Origin of the sequence: Massilia sp. 2TAF26 (assembly GCF_052115005.1) — a bacterium.
Classification (GTDB): Bacteria; Pseudomonadota; Gammaproteobacteria; order Burkholderiales; family Burkholderiaceae_D; genus Telluria.
In genome coordinates, this window is sequence record NZ_JBFRFV010000009.1 from 133,458 (window position 1) to 154,901 (window position 21,444).

The window sequence follows — 21,444 nt, forward strand, 5'->3', positions numbered from 1 at the left end:
ATTCAGTGCTTCAGCGCATAAGCGATGACGTAATCGCCGCGGTCCGGCGATTGCCGTGCGCCGCCGGCCGAGATCAGCACGTATTGCTTGCCGGTCCTGGGCGATACATAGCTCATCGGCCCGCCCTGGCTGCCCACCGGCAGGCGCGCCTTCCAGACTTCCTTGCCGGTCGCGCTGTCGAAGGCGCGCAGGTAGTAGTCCTGGGTGCCGGCGATGAAGACCAGGCCGCCCTGGGTCGCCAGGGTGCCGCCGAGGGTCGGCATACCGACCGGCATCTTCATGCGCATCTTGACGCCCATCGGGCCGGTGTCCTGCACGGTGCCGACCGGTACCTGCCACAGGATCTTTCGGGTCTTCAGGTCGACTGCGGACAAGGTGCCGAAGGGCGGCTTCTGGCAGGGAATGCCGAGCGGCGACATGAAGCGGTTCTTGTTCACCGCATACGGCGTGCCCTTCAGCGGGACGGCGCCCATGCCGGTGTTGACCGCTTCGCCGCCATTGCCGGCCGGGCCGGCGTCATGCTGCTGCGGGATCATCTGCACCCACAGGCCGAGGCGCATGTCGTTGACGAAGATGACGTGATGGTTCGGGTCGACCGACAGGCTGCCCCAGTTCATGCCGCCCAGCGAGCCCGGGAAGCTGAGCGAGACGTCGGTGCCCGGCGCCGTGAACAGGCCTTCATAGCGCATCGACTTGAAGCTGATGCGGCACATCAGCTGGTCGAAGGGCGTCGCGCCCCACATATCCGACTCCTTCAGGGTGTCCGCGCCGATCTGCGGCATGCCGCTTGAAAACGGTTGCGTGGCCGAGTACTGCTCCTGCTGGATGCCGGCGGTCTTGACCGGGCGTTCCTCGACGCGGGTGAGCGGCTTGCCGGTCAGGCGGTCGAGCACGAAGAGCTGGCCGGACTTCGAGCCGAACACGACGGCCGGTCTGGTCGAGCCGTCCCTGGCCGGGAAGTCGACCAGGCTGGGCTGCATCGGCACGTCGAAGTCCCACAGGTCGTTGTGCACGGTCTGGTAGACCCATTTCTCCTTGCCGGTGCTGGCATCCAGCGCGAGGATGGAAGTGGCGTAGCGGTGGTCCAGCGGCGTGCGGTTGCCGCCCCACAGGTCAACCGAGGAACTGCCCATCGGGATGAAGACGGTGTTCATTGCCGGATCGTAGGACATCGGCGCCCAGGAGTTCGGCGTGCTGCGGGCGAAAGTCTGGCCCGGCGCCAGCTGCGCGTTCGGATCGTCGTGGCCGGGGTCGAAGGCCCAGCGCATCCGGCCGCTGATGACGTCGAAGCCGCGCAGGACGCCGCCCGGCATGTCGGTCTGGACGTTGTCGGCCACGCGGCCGCCCACCACCACCGTGGTGCCGGCGAGGGTCGGGGCGGAGGTGAGCTGGTATTTCGGATCGTCGGCGGCGCCGAGGCCTGCCTTCAGGTCGACGAAGCCGCCCCTGCCGAAGCCTTCGCACATGGCGCCGGTGTCGGCGTCGATGGCGACCAGGCGGGCGTCGATGGTATTCATCAGCAGGCGGCGCCGGCAGTTGGCGCCGGCTGGCACCGTGGCCGCCGGGACCGGGGTCGCGCCGGCGACGGTCGGCTGGACCAGGGGCTGCGTGGCATCGAAATAGGCCAGGCCGCGGCAGCGGTTCCAGACCTGGGATTGCGCGTTGATGGCGCGCTCCCAGATCTTCTTGCCGCTGTCCGCATCGACGGCGATGACGTTGTTATGCGGCGTGCATAAATAGATGCGGTCGCCGATCTGCAGCGGAGTTTCCTGGTCTTCCGCGCCATTGCCGGTGGGGCTGATCGGGGTGTCGCCGGTGTGGAAGGTCCAGGCAAGCTGCAGATTCTTCACGTTGTCGCGGGTGATCTGGTCCAGTGCGGCGAAGCGGCTGCCGCCCGGCGTGTTGCCGTAGTTGCTCCAGTTCTTCTGCGCCTGGCCGGGGGCCACCGGTACCAGCGGGGTGGGCGTGCCCTGGAAGGCGACGGTCGGATGCGGCTGGAACATGTTGACGAAGGCGAGCGCCATGCCGGCCGCGAGCAGCAGCGCCAGGCCGTAGGCGGCCTTGCCCGCCGCCTGGCCGGTGGCGCGCCTGCGCAGCGACGGCCAGGTCAGCAGGGCCAGCACCATCAGGCCGGTCGGCAGCATCAGGCGCGAGACCAGCGGCCAGAAGTCGATGCCGGCGTCGAGCGGCGCCCAGACCAGGGTGCCGGCGAAGGCCGCGCCGTACACGACCACCGCGGACGGCTTCTTCCGCAGGAATTGGACGGCGGCCGCGACGATGACGAGGCCCGCGACCAGGAAGTACCAGCTGCCGTGCAGCGAGGCGAGCCTGGCGCCGCCGACGGCGAAGAACAGGCCGGTGGCCAGCAATACCAGGCCTAGTAAACCACACCACACCTTCAGCCCTGTCGAAGGAGGGGTTTCATTTTTAGTCATTACGAATTCTCCAAGAACTAACCATGCAATCAAGCGTTGTTCGTTCAGCCTCGGAGGAGGGGACGCGTCGATTCGTATCGCCTGTGCGGCAGGCCCCGTTCGCCAGGCTGGCAGATAACTAACCAGTTAGTTAAACATGGTCCGTTTTTGTGTCGTCCTGGCTGCGAAGCGATACGAAGCCTGGCCGAAGCTTGTCGGATATGTAATGAATTGCGGCGCGCGATCAGTGTGCTGATGCGGCCCTGGTCTTTGCGGAGCGGGGGAAGTCGAGGGTGATACTAGTCAATCGTCGATACGGCCATCCAAGCGAGGTTTTCCCGAAGACAGGATTTTAACACGCTGGTTCGACGGCCGTTGGGCGATGCCTGTTTGCGAAGGCCGCGCGGTGGCGGCCAGCCATGACTCGGTGGCGGCTCAGTGGCGGCTCAGTGACGGGTTTCGCTGCCGCCCTGCACGCCGATCCGGGCGGTACGGGCGGCGGCGATGGCGCGCGACGAGCTCGTCACGGCCAGCGCCTCGTCGGGCGGCACGCCGAGCTGGTTCAGCACGATGGAATAGGGCGACTTGTGTCCGCGCTCCTTGAAATCCGCGCCGGTCAGCACGACCGAAAAGATGTGGTGGGCAGTGTCGCCGAAGCGGTCGCGCAACTGCTGCTCGGCCTGGCGGTAGGGGAGTTCGGAGATCAGGGCGCAGGGCAGTCCGTGCTCGACCGCTTCGTGCAGCAGGCGGTCCGTGTCCATGTTCACGAATGCGGATAAGTCGAAGATGAGCGCTTGTGCCGTCATGATGATCTCCTTTTCTGAGCCGTTGTTGCTGGATGGGTTTTACTATACGGCCGCGCAAGATAAAATAAAAATAAATATTTCTTGGACTTCGATAAGGTAAAGCTTATGTATCCTGCCAGCTTCAAGCAATTGCAGGCCCTCGTGCTGGTCGCGCGCCACCAGAGCGTCTCGCGGGCCGCGGAAGCCATGCACGTCACGCAGCCGGCCGTGTCCCTGCACCTCAAACTGCTGGAAGAGGCGGCCGGCGTGCCGCTGACCCGCCGCCAGGGCCGCAACATCCAGATGACGGCCGCCGGCGAACTGCTGGTGGGCTATGCCGAACGCATCCTCGGCTTGTGGGAAGAGGCGGGCGACGAGATCGCCGCGCTCAAGGGCGTGACCAGCGGTACCCTGCGCATCGGCGCGGTGATGACCGCCGAACACCTGCTGCCGCCGATGCTGGTGCGCTTCACGACGGGGCGCCCGCACGTGCGCATCAAGCTGCAGGTCGGTTCACGGCCGGAAGTGATCGGCATGCTGAGCCGCGACGAGATCGACCTGGCCATCATGGGCACGCCACCGCGCGAATTCCCGACCAGCGCCAGCCGCTTCGCCCGTCACCCGATGGCCTTCTTCGTCGCCCCCGGCCACCCGCTGCTGGCGAAGGCGGCAGTAAGCCTCGACGACATCGCCGCCGATAACCTGCTGGTGCGTGAGCGCGGTTCGGGCACGCGCGCTGCCATCGACCGCCTGTACGAGGACGAAGGCGTGCCGCTGGCGATCGGCTCCGAGCTGTCGAGCAATGAGGCGATCAAGCAGATGACGGCGGCCGGCCTCGGCGTCGGCTTCCTGTCCGTGCACGCCTGTACGCTGGAGGTCAGGAATAATCTCCTCAGCGTGCTGCGGGTGCCGGGCGTCAAGGTCCAGGGCGACTGGCACGTGATGCACAAGGCCGCGCGTGCGATCCCGACGGTGGCCGCCTCCTTCCACGAATTCATGGTCGAGCACGGGCAGCAACTGATCTCGGACGAGCTGGAAAGCTTCGCCTGGGGCTGAGGCCTGCGAATCAGGGCTGCAGGACGTATCCGCCGGGCGCGTCGCCCAGGCTCTCGACCGGAGCCGGGGGCGCCGTCAGCGGACCGGCACGCGCAGCCAGCCAGGTCTCCCAGGCCGGCCACCAGCTGCCTTCGTGGTGCTCGTTCGCCGCCTGCCAGGTGTCCGGCGCAACGTACGGGGCGTCGTGGGCATGCGAAGCGATCTGGTAGCTGCGCCTAGGCGTGCCGGGCGGCGACACCACGCCGGCATTGTGGCCGCCGGTGGTCAGCAGGAAGGTGACGTCGGTATCGGTCAGCGGCACGATCTTGTACACCGAATGCCAGGGCGCCACGTGGTCGGTCATGGTGCCGACCGCGAAGATCGGGATATGGATGTCGGTCAGCGCCACCGCGTGGCCGTCGACGATGTAGCGCGCGCTGGCCAGGCTGTTCTTCAGGAACAGCTTGCGCAGGTATTCGGAGTGCATCCGGTAGGGCATGCGGGTGGCGTCGGCGTTCCAGGAGGCGAGGTCGTTGTCCTTGTCGGGAATGTCGAGCAGGTAGTGGCGCAGCCGCCGCGACCAGATCAGGTCGTTCGAGCGCAGCAGCTGGAAGGCGCCGGCCATCTGGCGGGTGTCGAGGTAGCCCTGCTGCCACATCACGGCTTCCAGGAAGGCGACCTGGCTGTCGTCGATGAACAGCGAAAGCTCGCCCGGTTCCGTGAAGTCGACCTGGGCCGCCAGCAGGGTCATGCTGGCCAGGCGCCGGTCGTGGTCGCGCGCCATCGCCGCCGCCGCGATCGCCAGCAGGGTCCCGCCGAGGCAGTAGCCGCAGGCGTTGATGTTCGCCGCGCCGGTCTGGGCGGCCACGGTGTCGAGCGCCGCCATCACGCCGAGGCGCCGGTAATCCTCGAGCGAGAGATCGCGGTCCTCGGCGTCCGGGTTTTTCCAGGAAACCATGTACACGGTGTGGCCGTGCTCGACCATGTAGCGCACCAGTGAATTCTCCGGCGACAGGTCGAGGATGTAATACTTCATGATCCAGGCCGGCACGATCAGCAGCGGCACGGCGTGGACCTGGGGCGTCTGCGGGTCGTAGCGGATCAGCTCGATCAGGTGGTTTGCCATCACCACCTTGCCGGGCGTGACCGCGACGTCGCGGCCAGGGCGAAAAGTGACGGCGGCGGTGCCGGCCAGCCCGCGGCGCAGGTCGCCGGCCGCGCGCAGGGCGCCGTGCAGCAGGTTTTCGCCGCCGCTGGCGAGGGTGGCCTGCTGCGCCACCGGGTTGGTGGCGATGAAGTTCGAGGGCGCCAGACCGTCCAGCAGCTGGCGGGTGAGGAAGGTGACGACGTCGCGGTGGTGGGGCGACAGGCCGCGCACGCCGCTGGTGGCGCGGTGCCACCACATCTGGGTCAGCAGGAAGCCCTGGCTCATCTGGTTATAGGGCCAGGTGTGCCAGGGAGGGTCGCTGAAGCGCTTGTCCTGGGCCAGCGGCCGCACCGGTTCCTCGCCATTGCCGAGCAGGGCGGCGGTGCAGTAGCGCAGCCATTCCTCGACGCTGGTGGCGGCCTGCATCGCCAGCTCCATCTGCTTGGCGGGCGACAGCAGCAGGTGGACTGCCCAGTCCTCCCAGGCCGCGGCCAGGGCCGCCGGCGACACATAGCCGGTCATGCGGCCCAGCCAGGCATTCAGGGCGAGGTCGACGTGGGCGTGCTCGACGCTGGATTCGGGGTAACGCGGCGGGATGCCGCCCTGCCAGGCGCTGGCTTCGCGCATCTGCTCGCTGGGCGGTATGTCGGGACGGGCGTTCATGGCGGCGACCTTTCGGAAGAGGGCATGAGTTCGACCAGAACTGGGCGGTAAAGTGCCGCGCGCTGGTGAAGTTTCCGTATACACACAGTACGTACAACAAGGATAAGTTTGTGTCGCGGAAATTTATTGCGTTACAATGTCGCACGAATTTTCCGCCCAGGCTGTTTAAACGTGTTCGGTAAAACTAAACTGCTCCCGCTGGCGCATTGTATCGCCCTTTCCCTGATCGCCTTCGATGCCCGGGCCCAGGCGTCCGCGCCCGATCCGCGTGATCTCGGCGACCTCAGCCTGGAAGAGCTGGCCAACATCCAGGTCACCTCGGTGTCGCGCCGCCCGGAAGCCTTGTCGGGAGCCGCTTCGTCGATCTTCGTCATCACCGGCACCGAGATCCACCGGGCCGGCGCCGCCACCTTGCCGGAAGCCCTGCGCCTGGCGCCCAACCTGCAGGTGGCGCGCGTCGATGCGCGTAACTACGCGGTCACGGCGCGCGGCTTCAGCAGCGCCTTCGAGAACAAGCTGCTGGTGCTGATCGATGGCCGGACCGTGTATTCGCCGCTGTTCTCCGGCGTGTTCTGGGACGTCCAGGATGTGGTGCTGGAAGACATCGACCGGATCGAGGTCATCAGCGGGCCCGGCGCCACCCTGTGGGGCGCGAATGCCGTCAACGGCGTCATCAACATCATCACCAAATCGGCGGCCGGCACCCAGGGCACCCTGGTGAGCGCCAGCGCCGGCAAGGACGAGCGCAACGGCGCGGTGCGCCATGGCGGCGCCCTCGGCAACGGCGGCCACTACCGCGTCTACGGCAAATACGCCGCCGACGACGACGTCGACCGCGAGAACGGCGCCCGCAGCCGCACCGGCTGGCGGCGCCAGCAGGCGGGCTTCCGCGCCGATTGGGGCGACGCGGCGCGCGGCGCGACGGTGCAGGGCGATGTCTACGACGGCAAGCTGCAACAGGCCGGCACCGCGGATATCGCGGTGCGCGGCGCCAACCTGCTCGGCCGCCTCAGCCGGAGTTTCGCCGGCGGCTCGACCGCGACCCTGCAGATGTACTGGGACCATACCGAACGCGACCAGCCGCTGGCCTTCGTCGAGCACCTCGACACCCTCGACCTGCAGCTGCAGCACGCGGTAGGCCTGGGCGAGGGCCATCGCCTGGTCTGGGGCGGCGGCTACCGCTGGGGCCACGACCGCGTCGACAACGGCGCCGCCTTCGGCTTCCTGCCGGGACACCTGAACCTGCACTGGGCCAACCTGTTCGCCCAGGACGAGTTGGCCCTGCGCGACAACCTGCGCCTGACCGCGGGCCTCAAGTTCGAAGACAACAACTACACCGGCGTGGAGGTGCTGCCGACCCTGCGCCTGGCCTGGAATCCGCAGCCGTCGACCCTGGTGTGGGGCTCGCTGTCACGCTCGGTACGCGCGCCTTCGCGGATCGACCGCGACCTGTATTCGCCGAGCCGGCCGGCGCTCGTCGGCGGCGTGCCGCAATACGCGATCGCGGGCGGCCCGGACTTCGAATCCGAGGTCGCCAACGTGTTCGAGCTCGGCTACCGCGCCCAGCCGCTGCCGGCGCTATCGTATTCGGCCACCGCCTTCTTCGGCCGCTACGACAAGCTGCGCACCATCGAGCCGAACCGGCATGGCAGCGGCTCGGTGTTCCGCAACCTGGCCGACGGCCGTACCCGCGGCATCGAAGCCTGGGCCAGCTGGCAGGCCGGCAAGAACTGGCGTCTCTCGGGCGGCGGCGTGGTGCAGCGCATCGACACCGCCGTCAACCCCGAGAGCCGCGACCTGAGTGGCGCCACCGGCCTCGCCACCAGCGATCCCAGCCATTACTGGATGCTGCGCTCCTCGCACGACCTGGCGGACAACCAGGAGCTGGATGTCACGCTGCGCCACGTCGGCGCGCTGCCCAGGCCGGCCGTGCCGTCCTACACGGCACTCGACCTGCGCTACGGCTGGCGCATCCGCAAGGGCCTCGAGCTGAACCTGATCGGCCGCAACCTGCTGGATCCCCGGCACGCCGAGTCCGGCGCGGCCGGCGTGCGCAGCAGCTACGAGCGCGCCGTCCTCCTCAAGCTGGTCTGGAACCTGTAAGCCGTGCGACCCCTGCGCATCCTGTTCAGCAGCGCCTTCCTCGCCGGAGTTTGCCTGGCGGGCGCCGGCCTGGGCGCGGCCGCCGGTGCCGCCGCGGCCGGCGCTCCCATCGTCGCCAGCGAGGAAAAGGTCGAGGCGGCCTACTTGCACAAATTCCTGAATTACGCGGAATGGCCGCCGGCCGTGTTCCCGCAGGCCGACAGTCCCTACGTGATCGGCGTGGCCGGCGACGACACCGTCGCCGACGAGCTGGCGCGCATCGCCGCCGGCCGCAGCGTCAACAACCGCGGCGTGGTGGTCAAGCGCCTGCTGCCGGGCGACGCCGTCAACCAGCTGCACATGCTCTTCGTCGGGCGCGGCGAACGCGGCCGGCTGGCCCAGTGGCTGCGCCCGGCGAAGGGGCGGGCGATCCTGACCGTCACCGCCTTTGACGGCGCGCTGGATCAGGGCGCAATCATCAACTTCCGGACCGTCGACGACCGGGTCCGCTTCGAAGTCTCCGTGGACGCCGCCGAGCAGAGCGGCATCCACCTGAATTCGCGACTCTTCAGTGTTGCGACCAATGTGGTGAAAGGAAACCATTAAGCATGTTCGGCGCCGTAAAACAATCGATCTCCCGCAAGCTGGTGCTGGGCGTATTGGTGACCACCCTGACCGCGCTGCTGGTCGCCTGCGCCTCCATGCTGGTGCTCGACGTCCACAACTACCAGACCGGCTGGGCCGACGACCTGCGCGCCCAGGCCGACATCCTGGCCGAAGTGACCAAGCCGGCCCTCGAATTCAACGACGCCGGCGTGGCCCGGGAAAACCTGCTGCAGCTGCGCGCGCGGCCGCCGATCGTCACCGCCGCCATCTACCGCCCGGACGGCAAGGTGTTCGCCAGCTATGCCAAGGCCCCGCAGGACCTGGCGCGCCTGCCGAAGCGCCTGCCGCGCCCCGGCCAGACCATCGACGGCGGCAAGATCGACGTCGCCACGCCGATGCTGCGTAACGGCGAGCTGGTCGGCACGATCTACGTCGAGGCCGAATATCCGCTGATGGCCCAGGTGCAGCGCTACCTGTCCATCCTCGCCGCGGTGCTGGGCGGCAGCCTGCTGGTGGCCATGCTGATGTCGAGCTGGCTGCAGGCAGCCATCATCAAGCCGGTGCTGGCGCTGACCGACGCGGTCGACCGCGCGATGCGCAAGCGCGACTTCTCGACCCGTGTGCCGAAGACCACCGAAGACGAGGTCGGCGTGCTGGTCGACGCCTTCAACGGCATGCTCGGCGAAGTCGGCGAGCGCGCCAAGGCGCTGGAAGAATCGCATGCCCGCATGCAGCACGAGATGGACGTGCGGGTCGAGGCCGAGGATGCCGTGCGCCAGCTGAACAACTCGCTGGAAGAGCGTATCCGCGAACGCACCGCCGAGCTGGAAAAGACCCACGCCCAGCTGCGCCAGTCGCAGAAGCTGGAGGCGATCGGCCAGCTGACCGGCGGCGTGGCCCACGATTTCAACAACGTCCTGCAGGTCATCGCCGGCAACCTGCAACTGCTGCAGATGTCCCTGGCGGGCAATCCCGAGGCCCAGCGCCGCCTGGAATCCGCGGCCTTCGCGGCCGACCGCGGCGCCAAGCTGTCGTCCCAGCTGCTGGCCTTCGCGCGCCGCCATCCGCTGCAGCCGGTGGCGACCAATATCGGCCGGGTACTGCGCGGCATGGACGACCTGCTGCGCCGCGCGCTCGGCGAATCGGTGCAGATCGAGACCGTGGTCGCCGGCGGCCTGTGGACCACCCTGGCCGACCCGCACCAGCTCGAGAACGTGATCCTGAACCTGGCCATCAACGCGCGCGACGCCATGAAGGGCGACGGCCGCCTGACCCTGGAACTGAACAACGCCATGCTCGACGACAACTACGTCCTGCACGAGCCGGAAGTGGCGCCCGGCCAGTACGTGATGCTGGCGATCTCGGACACCGGCTGCGGGATGCCGCCGGAGGTCATCGCGCGCGCCTTCGAGCCCTTCTTCACGACCAAGCGCGAAGGCGAGGGCACCGGCCTGGGCCTGTCGATGGCCTATGGCTTCGTCAAGCAGAGTAACGGCCACATCCGCATCTACAGCGAAGTCGGCAGCGGCACCACGATCAAGATCTACCTGCCGCGCTCGATGCAGCCGGAAGTCGAGCTGCCGAACCTGCGCAACGCGCCGGTGCTGGGCGGCTCGGAAACCATCCTGGTGGTCGAGGACGACCTGGCGGTGCAGGCCACCGTGGTCGACATGCTGCAGGGCCTGGGCTACCGCGTGCTGAAGGCCAGCGACGGCCAGGGCGCGCTGACCATCCTGCAGAGCGGCATCCCGGTCGACATGCTGTTCACCGACGTCGTCATGCCGGGCCCGGTGCGCAGCATCGAGGTGGCGCGCCAGGCCAAGCAGATGTTGCCGGCCATCGAAGTCCTGTTCACCTCCGGCTACACGCAGAACGCCATCGTGCACGGCGGACGCCTCGATCCGGGCGTCGAACTGATCAGCAAGCCCTACCGCCGCGACGAGCTGGCGCGCAAGATCCGCCAGCTGTTCGCGGCGCGCAAGGAGGCTGCCGTGGCGGCGCCGGCGCCGGCCTTGCCGCTCGAACCGGCGCCGCCGATTCCGGCTCCGGCTGCCGATGAGGAAGCCGCGCCGTCGAGCGCCGCCCGGCCGATCTCCATCCTGGTGGTCGAGGACAACCAGGACGCCCGCGCCATGCTGTCCGAGCTGCTGCTGGTGCTCGGCCATGCGGTGGAAGGCGCGGGCAGCGCCGAGGAGGCGCTCGAGATGCTGGCCGAAAGACAGTTCGACATCCTGCTGACCGACCATTCGCTGCCCGGCATGACCGGCCTCGAACTGGCGCGCACGGTGGCCGACCGCGGCATGGGAATGCGGATCATCTTCTCATCCGGCTACGGCGCCCCGGATACTCCGGGCCTGGCGGTCAAACCGTCTTTCCTGCCCAAGCCCTTCACCCTGGCCGCGCTGCAGCAAGTACTGGATGAGGCCACCTGCGCGGACGGCGCTTGAGTTCGGGCGGATTCAGGATATGATTCCGGTGGTGTACTCGACAAAAGGAGGCATCGCCATGGAAACCTCGAACGTCCTGCATCCCGCCACCGACGACCAGGGCAAGCTGCTGCTGCGCGTGCTGCTCGCCGTCCTGCTGCTGTTCCATGGCGTTTCCAAGCTGATCGGCGGCATTGGTATGATTACCGGCATGCTCGACAAGCTCGGGATCCCTCATGTGGTCGGCTATGGGGTCTACGTGGGCGAGGTGATCGCCCCGCTGCTGATCCTGGTCGGCCTGTTCACCCGCGCCGCCGCCCTCGTGGTCGTGATCAACATGATCGTCGCGCTGATGCTGGTGCACACCAAACAGTTCTTCACCCTCAACGAGACCGGCGGCTGGGCGCTGGAGCTGCAGGGCATGTACCTCGGCGCCGCGGTGGCCGTGGCCTTGCTGGGCGCCGGCCGTTACAGCCTCGGCGGCGCGGCGGGGCGCTTCAACTAAAATGGATCTTTTGCGGTCGACGCCGTGAACCACCGGCCCTGATCCGGGTATCAACGGTGCCAGTCAAACCCGCGCATGCGGGCCAGACGGCAATCCATTGACCAACCGGAGGGGCTTATCATGAAGAGGATGTCCACACCACTGGCCTGTGCGCTCGGCGCGCTGGCCTTCGCCGGCGCGCAAGGCGCCTGGGCGGGCGAATTCTACAAGCAGCGCAACCTGGTCTCCGACAGCAGCCAGATCCGCGCTGAAAATAACGACGCGCACCTGATCAACGCCTGGGGCCTTGCCTTTAACCCCTTCGGCGTGGCCTGGGTGGCGGACAACGGCACCGGTTTTTCCACCCTGTACGACGGCGACGGCAAACCCCAGACCCTGGTCGTCACGATCCCCGGCACCGGCAAGCAGACCGGCAACCCGACCGGCGTCGTCTTCTACGGCGGCCCCGCCTTCGTCGTCAGCAAGGGGGCGGTGTCGGCACCGAGCCGCTTCCTGTTCGTCAACGAGGACGGCGGCATTTCCGGCTGGGCACCGAGCGTCGACCTGAACCATGCCGTGCGAGTGATCGACAACGGCGCCAGCCAGGCCGTCTACAAGGGCATGGCGGTCAGCGCGAACGGCCGCGGGCCCCTGATATACGCGACCGACTTCCATAACGGCAAGATCGACGTCTACGACGGCAGCTTCAAGCCGGTCACCCTGCCGGACCGCCCGTTCTTCGATCCGAACATGCCGTCGGGCTTCGCCCCCTTCGGCATCCAGGCCATCAATGGCGACCTCTACGTCAGCTACGCCAAGCAGGACGCCGATCGCCACGACGACGTGAAGGGACGCGGACTCGGCTTCATCGACGTGTTCGACCCGGACGGCCGCCTGGTGCGGCGCCTGGCGTCGAACGGCGCCCTCAACGCGCCCTGGGGCATGGCGCTGGCGCCGGCCAGCTTCGGCAAGTTCAGCAACCGTCTGCTGGTCGGGAATTTCGGCGACGGCAGGATCAATGCCTATGACCTCGACAGCGGCCGCTGGGTCGGGCGCCTGAAGGGCATGGACCACAAGCCCGTGCATATCGACGGCCTGTGGGGCATCGCCTTCGGCAACGGCCTGCAGAACCAGCCGATCGACACGCTGTTCTTCAGCGCCGGGCCGGCCGGCGAGCAGCATGGCCTGTACGGACGGCTCGACGTGGCGCCGGGCAACGAGTACGACGACATGAACGATGCCGAGTAGCAAGGTCGGGTAGTCGGCTGGTGCGGGCGGGCCGTATAATCTTGCAAATTTACAATAACGGCCCTCCGACCCATGCCCTTGTCTTCCGCGATCCTGCCGAGTTTCGGCGCCCTGGCCCTGGCCGTACTGCTGCTGTGGGCGCCGCCGATCCGCGGCCGGCGCGACTGGACCTGGTGCACCGGCCTGGCGCTGGTCTGCCTGGCGGGCATCGCCACCGGCAGCCTGGACTGGCGGGCGCCGCTGTTCGTGGGCGGCTTCGCGGCCCTGGCCTGGCAGGCGCGCGAGGCGCAACAGACCTGGCTGCGGACAGCCTTGCTGGTGCTGACCGGCTTGTCCGCCTTCCTGTTCGCCCTGCACCGGGTGCCGGGCTTCTTCAATCCGGTGCTGGCGGAGGGCATCGTGTTTTCCAGCGGTGCGCCGGCGCTGACCTTGCGCCTGAACTACGACACCGTGGTGGCCGGCATCGTGCTGATGGGCGTGTTCTGCCGGCCGCTCCGGACCGCAGAAGAATGGCTGGCCATGCTGCGCCACGCGTGGCCGGTGCCGCTCGCGACCCTGGCGGTGGTGCTGGGCGTCGGCCTCGCGCTGGGCTATGTGCTGCCGGACCTCAAGTGGACGCCGTATTCGGCGGCCTTCCTGGCGATGAACCTGCTGTTCACCTGCGTGACCGAGGAAGCCTTCTTCCGCGGCCTGCTGCTCGAACGCATGGCGGCTGCGATGCAACGCTGGCGCGCCGGCGCCGCGCTGGCACTGGTGCTCAGCGCCGTGCTGTTCGGCCTGGCGCACGCGCGTGGCGGGGCGCCGCTGGTGTTGCTGGCGACCGTCGCCGGGCTGTTCTATGGCTGGGCCTACCTGCGCGCGCGGCACATCGAGGGTGCGATCCTGACCCACTTCGTCCTCAACGCCGTGCACTTCCTGGCATTTACCTATCCGGCGCTGGCGCGCTGAGCGGCGTCCACCGTCACCAGGCGCTGGATGTCCTCGAGACGGCGGCCGCGCGTGTCGATGCCCTTGCGAGCCAGCAACACGGCGGCGGCCAGCATCGGCACGGCGATGACCAGGGCCGACAGCGAGACGTCCGCGAACAGTCCCACCACCCCGAGGCCGGCGCCGACGATGCCGCCCAGCTTGGAACTGGCGGCGATCACGCCGGAGCCGGTGGCGCGCAGGTGCACCGGATAGATCTCCGACGCGTAGGGAATCAGGGTGGCGATCACGCCGCTGGCCGAGACCAGCAGGGCGCAGGTGGCGATCGCCAGGGCGGTGGTCGAAGCGATGCCCATCCAGCCGAGCAGGAAGAAGGCCAGCAGGCTGGCGGCGCTCAAGGCGATGAAGGCGACCAGGGTCATGATCGAGCTCCAGCGGTGATAAAGCCAGATCACCAGCAGGGTGCCGGGCAGGGCGAGGAAGGCGGCGCGCGCCAGCACGGAGGTGGCGGTGGCGGCATCCATGCCCATGGCGCGTAGGTTCATCGGCAGCCACAGCAGGAATCCGAAGTTCGCCAGCCCCCAGGCCACGCCGGCCACGCTCATGCCGATCGTCAGCGGCGCATAGCCGCCGCGCAGCAGTTCGCCGATACCGGAGCCGGCCGCCGCCGGCGCGCCGCTCGCGGCCGGGCCAGCGCCCGCATCGCGGATGCTGCCGGCGAAGCGGGCCAGCACCGCGCGTGCCTCGGCATGCAGGCCGTTACTCGCAAGAAAGCGCGGCGATTCCGGCAGCAGGCGGCTGAGCAGGATGATCACGGCGCCGGTCGGCAGGCCCAGCAGCCACAGCACGCGCCAGCTGTACGAAGGTTCCAGCAGGCTGGCGGCGCCGGCGGCCACCAGGTAGCCGGCCGAGTTGCCGATGCCGCCCAACGCCACCAGCAGCCAGCCGCGGTGGGCCGCCGGAATCATCTCGGCCATCAGGGTGAAGGTGATCGGCAGCAGGCCGCCGGCCGAGGCGCCCATCAGGAAGCACATCGCCAGGTTCCAGCCGAAGGACGGCATGGCGCCGCAGATGGCGGTGCCGATGAACATCAGGGCGGACAGGAGGATCGTGGCGCGGCGGCCGTAGCGGTCGGCGATCATGCCCCAGGCCACCGAACCGACCGTGGTGCCGGTCAGGGCGACCAGGGCCAGGAAGCCGGCATTCTGTTTGCTGAGGCTGTATTCGCTGGTCATCCCCGGCATCACGAAGCCGAGGGTGGCCGGTTTCATGACGTCGATGGTGAGGGCCACCACCAGCACCAGGACCAGGCTCCAGTGGCGGCGGTTCAGCGGAATGCCGTCCGCCACCTCGAACTGCAGGGGGGCGTGGCCGCCGCCGTGCGCGCGCAGGCGCCCGAGGCGGGGCATCAGGCCGTAGGCGGCCAGGACCAGGCCCAGTGGAATCAGCGCCATCCCGGCCAGCATCGCCGCATCCATCGGCATGCCGACCATGCGGTAGCCCATGTGGGAAGCGCAGACGAACATCGGAATGTGGGCGAGGACGCCGGCAACGATGGCGAGGGTGCCGATCCAGAAGGCGAAGGGGGAGTGAAAGGTCAGGCCGTTCTGCTTCATGGGGCTTCCGGAAGAGCACAGCGGTGCGGGTGGAAGCGCCGATTATACCGACGTGCAACTGACGTATGACAACTTAATGGAGGGCCTCAAGGGGTGGCTTCGCCCAGGATGGTCTCGCGGATCCGCTTCCAGTTCGCCAGGAAGGCGCCGACCTCGGGCGCCTCGCTCTCTTTCCGCTGCAGCATGCCGGCCATGGCCCGCGTGGTGCCGCCGTTCAGGTACCAGCTGAGCGGCGGCTGGCGGGCATCACGCGTCCAGGGGTAGCGCAGTTCGACCACGCGGCCGGCGCCGCAGCCGCCCAGCAGGCGGGTGGTTTCCTCCTCGGCGGCCTGGGCGCGCGCGTTGCGGGTCTGGTACAGGGCGTAGAAGGGAAGCGACAGCTCGGGCACCGGCGGCACGACCTTGTCGCCGGGGCGCAGGCGCGCCTGCCAGGGCATGCGCAGGCCGACCGACAGGGGGCGCGGCGCCGGGCCGGCGGCGGCATCGCGCAACTGGGCGCCCGTCGGGCAGATCCATTGCGACTGCGTGGCCGGCTCGTTTTCGATCACCAGCACCACCAGCTGTTCGAGCTTGATCACCCCCAGCGTCAGGATCTCGCGGATCATCGCGTTGAGCGTGGCCGCGCCCGAGTTCTCGAAGTAGCCGCCGTCGACCAGGTAGTCCCAGCGCTGGCCGCCGATGGTGGACACCAGCGCGGCCGGGCTGATGTAGGGAAAGCGGGCGCTGTTATGGACCGCCTGGGCCAGGGTCAGGCGGGTGGTGTCCAGCGCCTGGTCGCCCGGCGGGCGGGCGAACAGGTCGTAGGCCTGGGGCGGCAGGAAGGCCAGGTTCGACTGCAGCACCCGGCGGCCTTCGCTGGCCGAGGTGGTGTTGAACAGCAGCCGCGGCAGGCCGGCCGCGTCAGATCCGGGCGCCAGCAGGGGACGGCTGAACCAGTCGTGCGCCGGCGACAGCGGAAAGCGCTGGGCCCAGCCGCGTTGCCAGGCGCCTTCCAGCGCCAGCGAGCGGTCGCAGGCGCGGCAGGGGAAGGGCCAGAAGCGGGCCAGCAGGTCCGGATAGAGCAGGTAGCCGACCAGCGGCGCGAGGTAATCCTGGCCGAGGAAGGCTTCGACCCGGTCGGCCGTGAGGTCATAGTTCGGATCGCCCACCGCCAGCGAGCCGGCGAAGGCGGCCAGGCCCAGGCTGCCGCCGGAGACGCCGCTCATCGCATAGATGTTGGGCGCGAAGCGCTTGCCCTGGCTGCGCGCCTGGCGCTCCAGTTCCAGCAGCAGGGTGCCGGCCCAGAAGGCCGCGCGCGAGGCGCCGCCGGCCGCGGCCACCAGGTAAACCGGTTCGCCGCCATGGACTCCGCGCGCCGCCTGCCAGGCGCGGAAGTCGTCGGCGAGCCCCGGGCGCCGGACGGCCAGCGGCGGGCCGCCGTTGCGGGCCACGAAGTGGTTCTCGTTCGAGATCGAGGACAGCAGGACCGCGAACAGCGGCAGCAGGGCCAGCGAGGGCCAGCCGGCGGTTTTCGGCAGGTAGACCAGGATGATGCTGCCGAACACGGTCCAGGAGCCGAAGGCGAACAGCAGCAGGGCCGGGGCGCCGAGGAGACGCGAGGCCGTCTCCCGGCCGATGCAGACCGCCGCCAGCACCATCCCGGACACGGCGAACATCAGCAGCATCGCGGCCAGGCTGATGCGCGGCGTGCGGTGGGTGCGCGCCCAGGCCTTGTCCGCCAGCGCCTGCCGGCCCAGCCAGCGGTTCAGGAGGCGCCGGCGCCGCACCGTCAGCGCCACGAACAGGCCGGTGTACAGGGCCGGGACCAGCCAGGCGCCGGGCGGCGCGTCCGGCAGCGCGAACCAGACCGTGATCGGGACGCAGGCCAGCAGGCCGAGTCCGCGCGGCAGCCAGGTATTGGTGGCGGCGGCGAAGCGATGGCTGGCGCACTGGCCGACATTGTCGACGGCGAAGCGCTTGGCCAGCAGCAGCCGCGCGCAGTACCAGGCCGTCAGCGACCAGTAGACGAGGGCCGCGATGAAGAACCAGTAGCCGGCGTTGGCCCACACCACGTCCCTGGTCTCGTTGAAGTTGCCGAAGGCGCCCAGGGCCTCGCGCGCCTGGGGGACCATGAGCAGGATGATGTTGCCGGCGACGACCGTCAGCACCGGATAGAAATTCAGCAGCAGGGTGCGGCGCAGGAAGGTGAAGCGGGTGACATGGTTGCCGCGGCCGGGCGAGCGCCGGCGCGGAGCGGCCGGCTCGCGCAGCCGCTCCCCGCCCATGTCACGCTCCCCGACCTCCGTCCGTTCCGGCATCCTCCGTCTCCCTTCCTGTCGCCTCTCCATGATCATACGGGCAGGGCCGCCGCCGTGGAGCGTTTTCCGAGCAGTGGCTTGGGCAAGGATCAAGACGGCGACGCGCCGCTGCTGTCGGCCGGAAAGACCGGCGTCGGCCGCGCCTGCTTACGGGCGCGGCACGCGCTCGGGAGCGACAAAGGCCAGCGCTTCTTCGAAGGAACGCAGCACCATGTCGACCTGCTTTTCGACCAGCGAGGCGCTCGGCACCGGATCGATCAGCGGCAGCCGTATCGTCACCAGCATCGATTCGGGCAGGCCGGCGCGCAGGTTGGCGACAGTGGCCAGCCACTGGTCCAGCATGGCTTCGACCGGATAGGCGATGAAGACGGTCGACACCAGGTCGGCCGTGTCCGGGCCCGGGTTCTCGTTGTCGGCGATGATCGAGAAGCTGCGCGCGTCGACGCCGGCTTCGCGCAGGGCGCGCACCAGCAGTTCGCTGAGCAGGTCGTCGCGCATCGAGGCCAGGCCGACGCACAGCACGACGGAGTGGGCAGGGACGTCGAGGGCGCCCTGCCAGCGGCCCAGGCGCGCCTCGCGCATCTGGCGCAGGTGGGCGCCGACGTTGGCGTCGAGCAGCGAGACGTCGCGCCGGCGCCGGCTCTTCGGCGGGCCGCCCGATTCCGGCGTCAGGGTGATGGCGACGTCGGCGATGACGGCGCGGATCCGTTCCTCCTGGATCTTTTCCATCTTGCCCGAGCGGGTGTCGCTGGCCGCCAGCACGATGCCCGGCAGCAGGATGTGGTCGCAGTAGCGCGCGAAGCTGGAGCGCTCCAGGTAGGTATGGGCGTCGTGGATGATGGCGCCGATGTCGCCGGCCAGCACGCGCTGGTAGAAGCGCTGGGCGCCCGTGACGGCCGGGGCGTCGCCGAGCAGGATGGTGACCGGCTCCAGGGTGCGGACGTGGCGGCCGGCCACCACCAGGCACAGGGTGAGCGGGGTCGACAGCAGCAGCCCGACCGGGCCCCACATCGCGCCCCAGAACAGGGCCGACACGATCACGGCCAGCGGCGACAGGCCCGAGCTGTGGCCGTAGACTTTCGGTTCGATGATGTTGGCCACCACCAGTTCGAGGGCGACGAACAGCACCATCACCGACAGGGCCAGGGTCCAGCCGGGGTCGATGGCGGCCACGAACACCGCGATCACGGCGCCGGCCGCCATGATGCCGAGATAGGGAACGAAGCGCAGCAGGCCGCTGAGCGCACCCCACAGCGCCGCGTGCGGCACGCTGAGCGCCCACAGCACCACGCCGATCAGGGCGCCGAAGGTGATGTTGACGATGAATTGCGAGAAGAAGAAGCGCGAGACGCCCTGGGCCGCATCGGCGAGGGCCTGGATCGTGCGGCTGGTCTCGGTCTGGCCGCCGAGCCGGATCAGGCGGTCGCGCAGCGATTCATGCTCCAGCGACATGAAAATCAGCAGCACCAGCACCAGGCCGGCCTCGCCGATCGGGCCCCAGGCCAGCGAGAACAGGCGGGTCAGTGCGCCGGTGGTGGTCAGGCGCGGGGCGCGGATCTCGACCGGGATCGGCTGGGTCGGGCTGATGGTGATCGTGGTCATGCCGCGCTTGCCGGTGGCGGTCGTGCCGCCCGACGGCGCCACCGCGCTCAGTTCGGCCTCGATGCGGGCGAAAGGCCGCTCGGCGATTTCGCGCACGGCGGCCACCTTGGTGCGCATTGCCGCACGGTACTTCGGCAGGTCGCCGGTGACGGCCACCAACTGGAAGGCCAGCACGATGCCGACCCCGACCAGGCAGGTGGTGGCGAGCAGCACCGACAGTGCCGTCGCCGGCACCTGGGGCAGGCCGGCGCGGCGCATGCTGCGGATCAGCGGCGCGATCACCAGGCTGAGGATGGAAGCGAGGGCGATCGGTTCGAGAACGTCGCGGCCGACGTATAGCAGGCCCAGGCCACAGGTGACGGTGATCAGGGAGCCGGCATTCAGGTGCTTGAACAGGGAGAGATCGCGCATTCGCGTGCTGCGTGCGGAATAGAAATCTATCCCGAGAAAACGTAAAACCAGCAATGTAGCGCAAAAACGTGAAGGCGATCAATTTTATGCTGGTTTTCGCCTCCCGTTCAGCCCTGTGACCGCGATTTTCAAGCGCCTTGATCGATGCTGGCGGTCTGCAGCGGCGCCAGCGCCGGTCCTTCCAGCACCCGGCCGTCGGGCGCGAAACGGCTGCCGTGGCAGCTGCAGTCCCAGCTGGTCTCGGCGCCGTTCCACTTGATCTCGCAGCCCATGTGCGAGCACTTGCCGGCCACCGCCTGCAGCCGGCCGTCCTGGGAGCGATAGACCGCCACCGGCTTGCCGTCGACCTCGATCTTGCGGTTCTGGCAGGGCGGCAGGTCGGCCAGCTTGCCGACCTCGCCGGCGCCGAGCGCCACCGCCTGGTCCGGGCTGGCGGGGCCGGTGCTTTCCCTTTCGAAGCCCCTGGGCCGCTTGTCCCCGGCCAGGCGCTCGACCGCGTACAGGTCGCGCCAGGGCGTGCCGCGGCCGAGGATCTCGTCGGCCAGCATCATGCCGGCCAGGGTGCCGTAGGTCAGGCCGTCGCCCGAGAAGCCGGTCGCGACATAGGTGTTCTCCGCATCGACGTTGCGGCCGATATAGGGCAGCTTGTCCTTGGCGCGGTAGCGCTGGGCCGACCAGCGGTATTCGACCGGCCCGATCGGAAAGTGGTCGCGCGCGAACAGTTCCAGCTGCTGGAAGCGCTCGGCGCCGACTTCCTGCTCGCCCAGCTTGTGGGCGCTGCCGATCACCACCAGGTAGCTGCGGCCGTGCTCGGTGAAGGCGCGCACCGAATGCCGCTCCCGGCCGATGCACCAGTAGGCGCCGGGTTCCGGCACGCTGTCGTGCAGCGGTGCGGCGATGCCGTATTCGCGCACCACCTCCAGCTGCGACTGCACCAGGTGGATGCCGACCGGCGTATGGGTGGCGATCACGATATGCTGGCAGGCGACCTTGCCGTGCTCGGTGTGGACCACGGCAGGCGCATCGTCGATGGCGGTGACGCGGGTGTTCTCGAAGATCAGGCAATCCTCGCCACCGATACGCTGGGCCAGTTGCCGCACGTACGCCAGTGGCTGGAACTGGGCCTGGTCCTCGACCCGCAGGGTTTTCAACGCCGTGTCGATCGGCAGCGGGGCGTCGTCGCGCAGGTCGGCATGCAGGCGCGCACGCATCGCCGCCAGCGCTTCCTTCTCGATGTCGCCCACATGGGCGGCATCGACGCCGATCAGGTGCCAGGGCACGCGCTGGAAACCGCAGTCCAGTTTCAGGCGGCCGACCGTGGCCTCGATCAGGTCGATGGCGGCCGAGCGCGACTCCACTACCCGGCGCATGGTTTCAAGGCCATGCAGCTCTTCCAGCGTATGCAGGCCGAGGTCGACGGTGGCGTAGAGGTTGCCGGTCGAGTTGCCGGTGTTGGCGTCGCCGGCCTTGCTGGCGTCGAGTACGGCGACCCGCTTGCCGGCCTGGACCAGAAGCATGGCGGCGGTCAGGCCGGTGATGCCGGCGCCGACGATGGCGACGTCGACTTTCAGGTCGGTTTGCAGGGTCGGCAGGCAGGCGGTCTTGGCCGCCGTGCCTTTCCAGAGCGATGAGGTATCCATAGGGGGCGCCTTTCTGTCGTTGTCGGTCTGCGTACGGCCAGCCGCGGGGCTGGCCGCGTTC

Annotated in this window: 14 protein-coding genes; 7 read left to right on the forward strand and 7 right to left on the reverse strand. The window is 68.7% G+C overall.

All coding sequences use genetic code 11. The features are described from left to right. Positions 1 to 2: 2 nt before the first annotated feature. Entirely contained in the window at positions 3 to 2,435 is a 2,433-nt protein-coding gene (locus tag AB4Z32_RS12095) for a membrane-bound PQQ-dependent dehydrogenase, glucose/quinate/shikimate family (RefSeq protein WP_442122090.1), read from the reverse strand. A gap of 425 nt (positions 2,436 to 2,860) precedes the next feature. Beyond that, the gene (locus tag AB4Z32_RS12100) at positions 2,861 to 3,220 is read right to left on the reverse strand and encodes an HAD hydrolase-like protein (protein ID WP_442122091.1); all 360 of its coding nucleotides are present in this window, start codon (positions 3,218 to 3,220) and stop codon (positions 2,861 to 2,863) included. Positions 3,221 to 3,325: 105 nt separating this feature from the next. Here AB4Z32_RS12100 and AB4Z32_RS12105 point away from each other — a divergent pair, with 105 nt between their 5' ends. Next, positions 3,326 to 4,255 carry a LysR family transcriptional regulator gene (locus tag AB4Z32_RS12105; protein ID WP_442122092.1) on the forward strand — a complete coding sequence of 310 codons (930 nt, stop codon included), beginning with the start codon at positions 3,326 to 3,328 and terminating at the stop codon, positions 4,253 to 4,255. Between the two features lie 10 nt (positions 4,256 to 4,265). Here the strand turns inward: AB4Z32_RS12105 and AB4Z32_RS12110 are convergent, their stop codons facing one another. After that, entirely contained in the window at positions 4,266 to 6,044 is a 1,779-nt protein-coding gene (locus AB4Z32_RS12110) for a PHA/PHB synthase family protein (RefSeq protein ID WP_442122093.1), read from the reverse strand. Positions 6,045 to 6,215: 171 nt separating this feature from the next. Here AB4Z32_RS12110 and AB4Z32_RS12115 point away from each other — a divergent pair, with 171 nt between their 5' ends. The 6 genes from AB4Z32_RS12115 (at position 6,216) to AB4Z32_RS12140 (ending at position 13,838) form a co-directional block, all read left to right on the forward strand. After that, the gene (locus AB4Z32_RS12115) at positions 6,216 to 8,147 is read left to right on the forward strand and encodes a TonB-dependent receptor plug domain-containing protein (RefSeq protein WP_442122094.1); all 1,932 of its coding nucleotides are present in this window, start codon (positions 6,216 to 6,218) and stop codon (positions 8,145 to 8,147) included. 3 nt (positions 8,148 to 8,150) lie between these two features. Further along, complete coding sequence (locus AB4Z32_RS12120; RefSeq protein ID WP_442122095.1) at positions 8,151 to 8,732, forward strand: YfiR family protein; 582 nt, start codon at positions 8,151 to 8,153, stop codon at positions 8,730 to 8,732. Between the two features lie 2 nt (positions 8,733 to 8,734). Beyond that, a complete protein-coding gene (locus AB4Z32_RS12125; protein WP_442122096.1) occupies positions 8,735 to 11,179 on the forward strand; it encodes a response regulator in 2,445 nt (814 codons plus the stop codon). Between the two features lie 58 nt (positions 11,180 to 11,237). Continuing rightward, positions 11,238 to 11,663, forward strand: coding sequence for a DoxX family protein (locus AB4Z32_RS12130; protein WP_442122097.1), 426 nt, complete (start codon positions 11,238 to 11,240; stop codon positions 11,661 to 11,663). A 120-nt stretch (positions 11,664 to 11,783) separates the two neighbouring features. Then, positions 11,784 to 12,890 carry a TIGR03118 family protein gene (locus AB4Z32_RS12135; RefSeq protein ID WP_442122098.1) on the forward strand — a complete coding sequence of 369 codons (1,107 nt, stop codon included), beginning with the start codon at positions 11,784 to 11,786 and terminating at the stop codon, positions 12,888 to 12,890. 72 nt (positions 12,891 to 12,962) lie between these two features. Continuing rightward, on the forward strand, positions 12,963 to 13,838 hold the full coding sequence (locus tag AB4Z32_RS12140; protein WP_442122099.1) for a CPBP family intramembrane glutamic endopeptidase: 876 nt from the start codon (positions 12,963 to 12,965) through the stop codon (positions 13,836 to 13,838). On the opposite strand, the gene AB4Z32_RS12145 is transcribed toward AB4Z32_RS12140, so the two are convergent. The 4 genes from AB4Z32_RS12145 to AB4Z32_RS12160 form a co-directional block, all read right to left on the reverse strand. After that, the gene (locus AB4Z32_RS12145; RefSeq protein WP_442122100.1) at positions 13,817 to 15,433 is read right to left on the reverse strand and encodes an MFS transporter; all 1,617 of its coding nucleotides are present in this window, start codon (positions 15,431 to 15,433) and stop codon (positions 13,817 to 13,819) included. The genes AB4Z32_RS12140 and AB4Z32_RS12145 overlap by 22 nt on opposite strands. Before the next feature lie 86 nt (positions 15,434 to 15,519). Next, entirely contained in the window at positions 15,520 to 17,730 is a 2,211-nt protein-coding gene (locus AB4Z32_RS12150) for a hypothetical protein (protein ID WP_442122101.1), read from the reverse strand. A gap of 147 nt (positions 17,731 to 17,877) precedes the next feature. Further along, positions 17,878 to 19,743 carry an AI-2E family transporter gene (locus tag AB4Z32_RS12155; protein ID WP_442122102.1) on the reverse strand — a complete coding sequence of 622 codons (1,866 nt, stop codon included), beginning with the start codon at positions 19,741 to 19,743 and terminating at the stop codon, positions 17,878 to 17,880. 128 nt (positions 19,744 to 19,871) lie between these two features. Further along, positions 19,872 to 21,383: an FAD-dependent oxidoreductase gene (locus AB4Z32_RS12160; protein WP_442122103.1), complete on the reverse strand. Its 1,512-nt coding sequence runs from the start codon at positions 21,381 to 21,383 to the stop codon at positions 19,872 to 19,874. Positions 21,384 to 21,444: the final 61 nt, after the last annotated feature.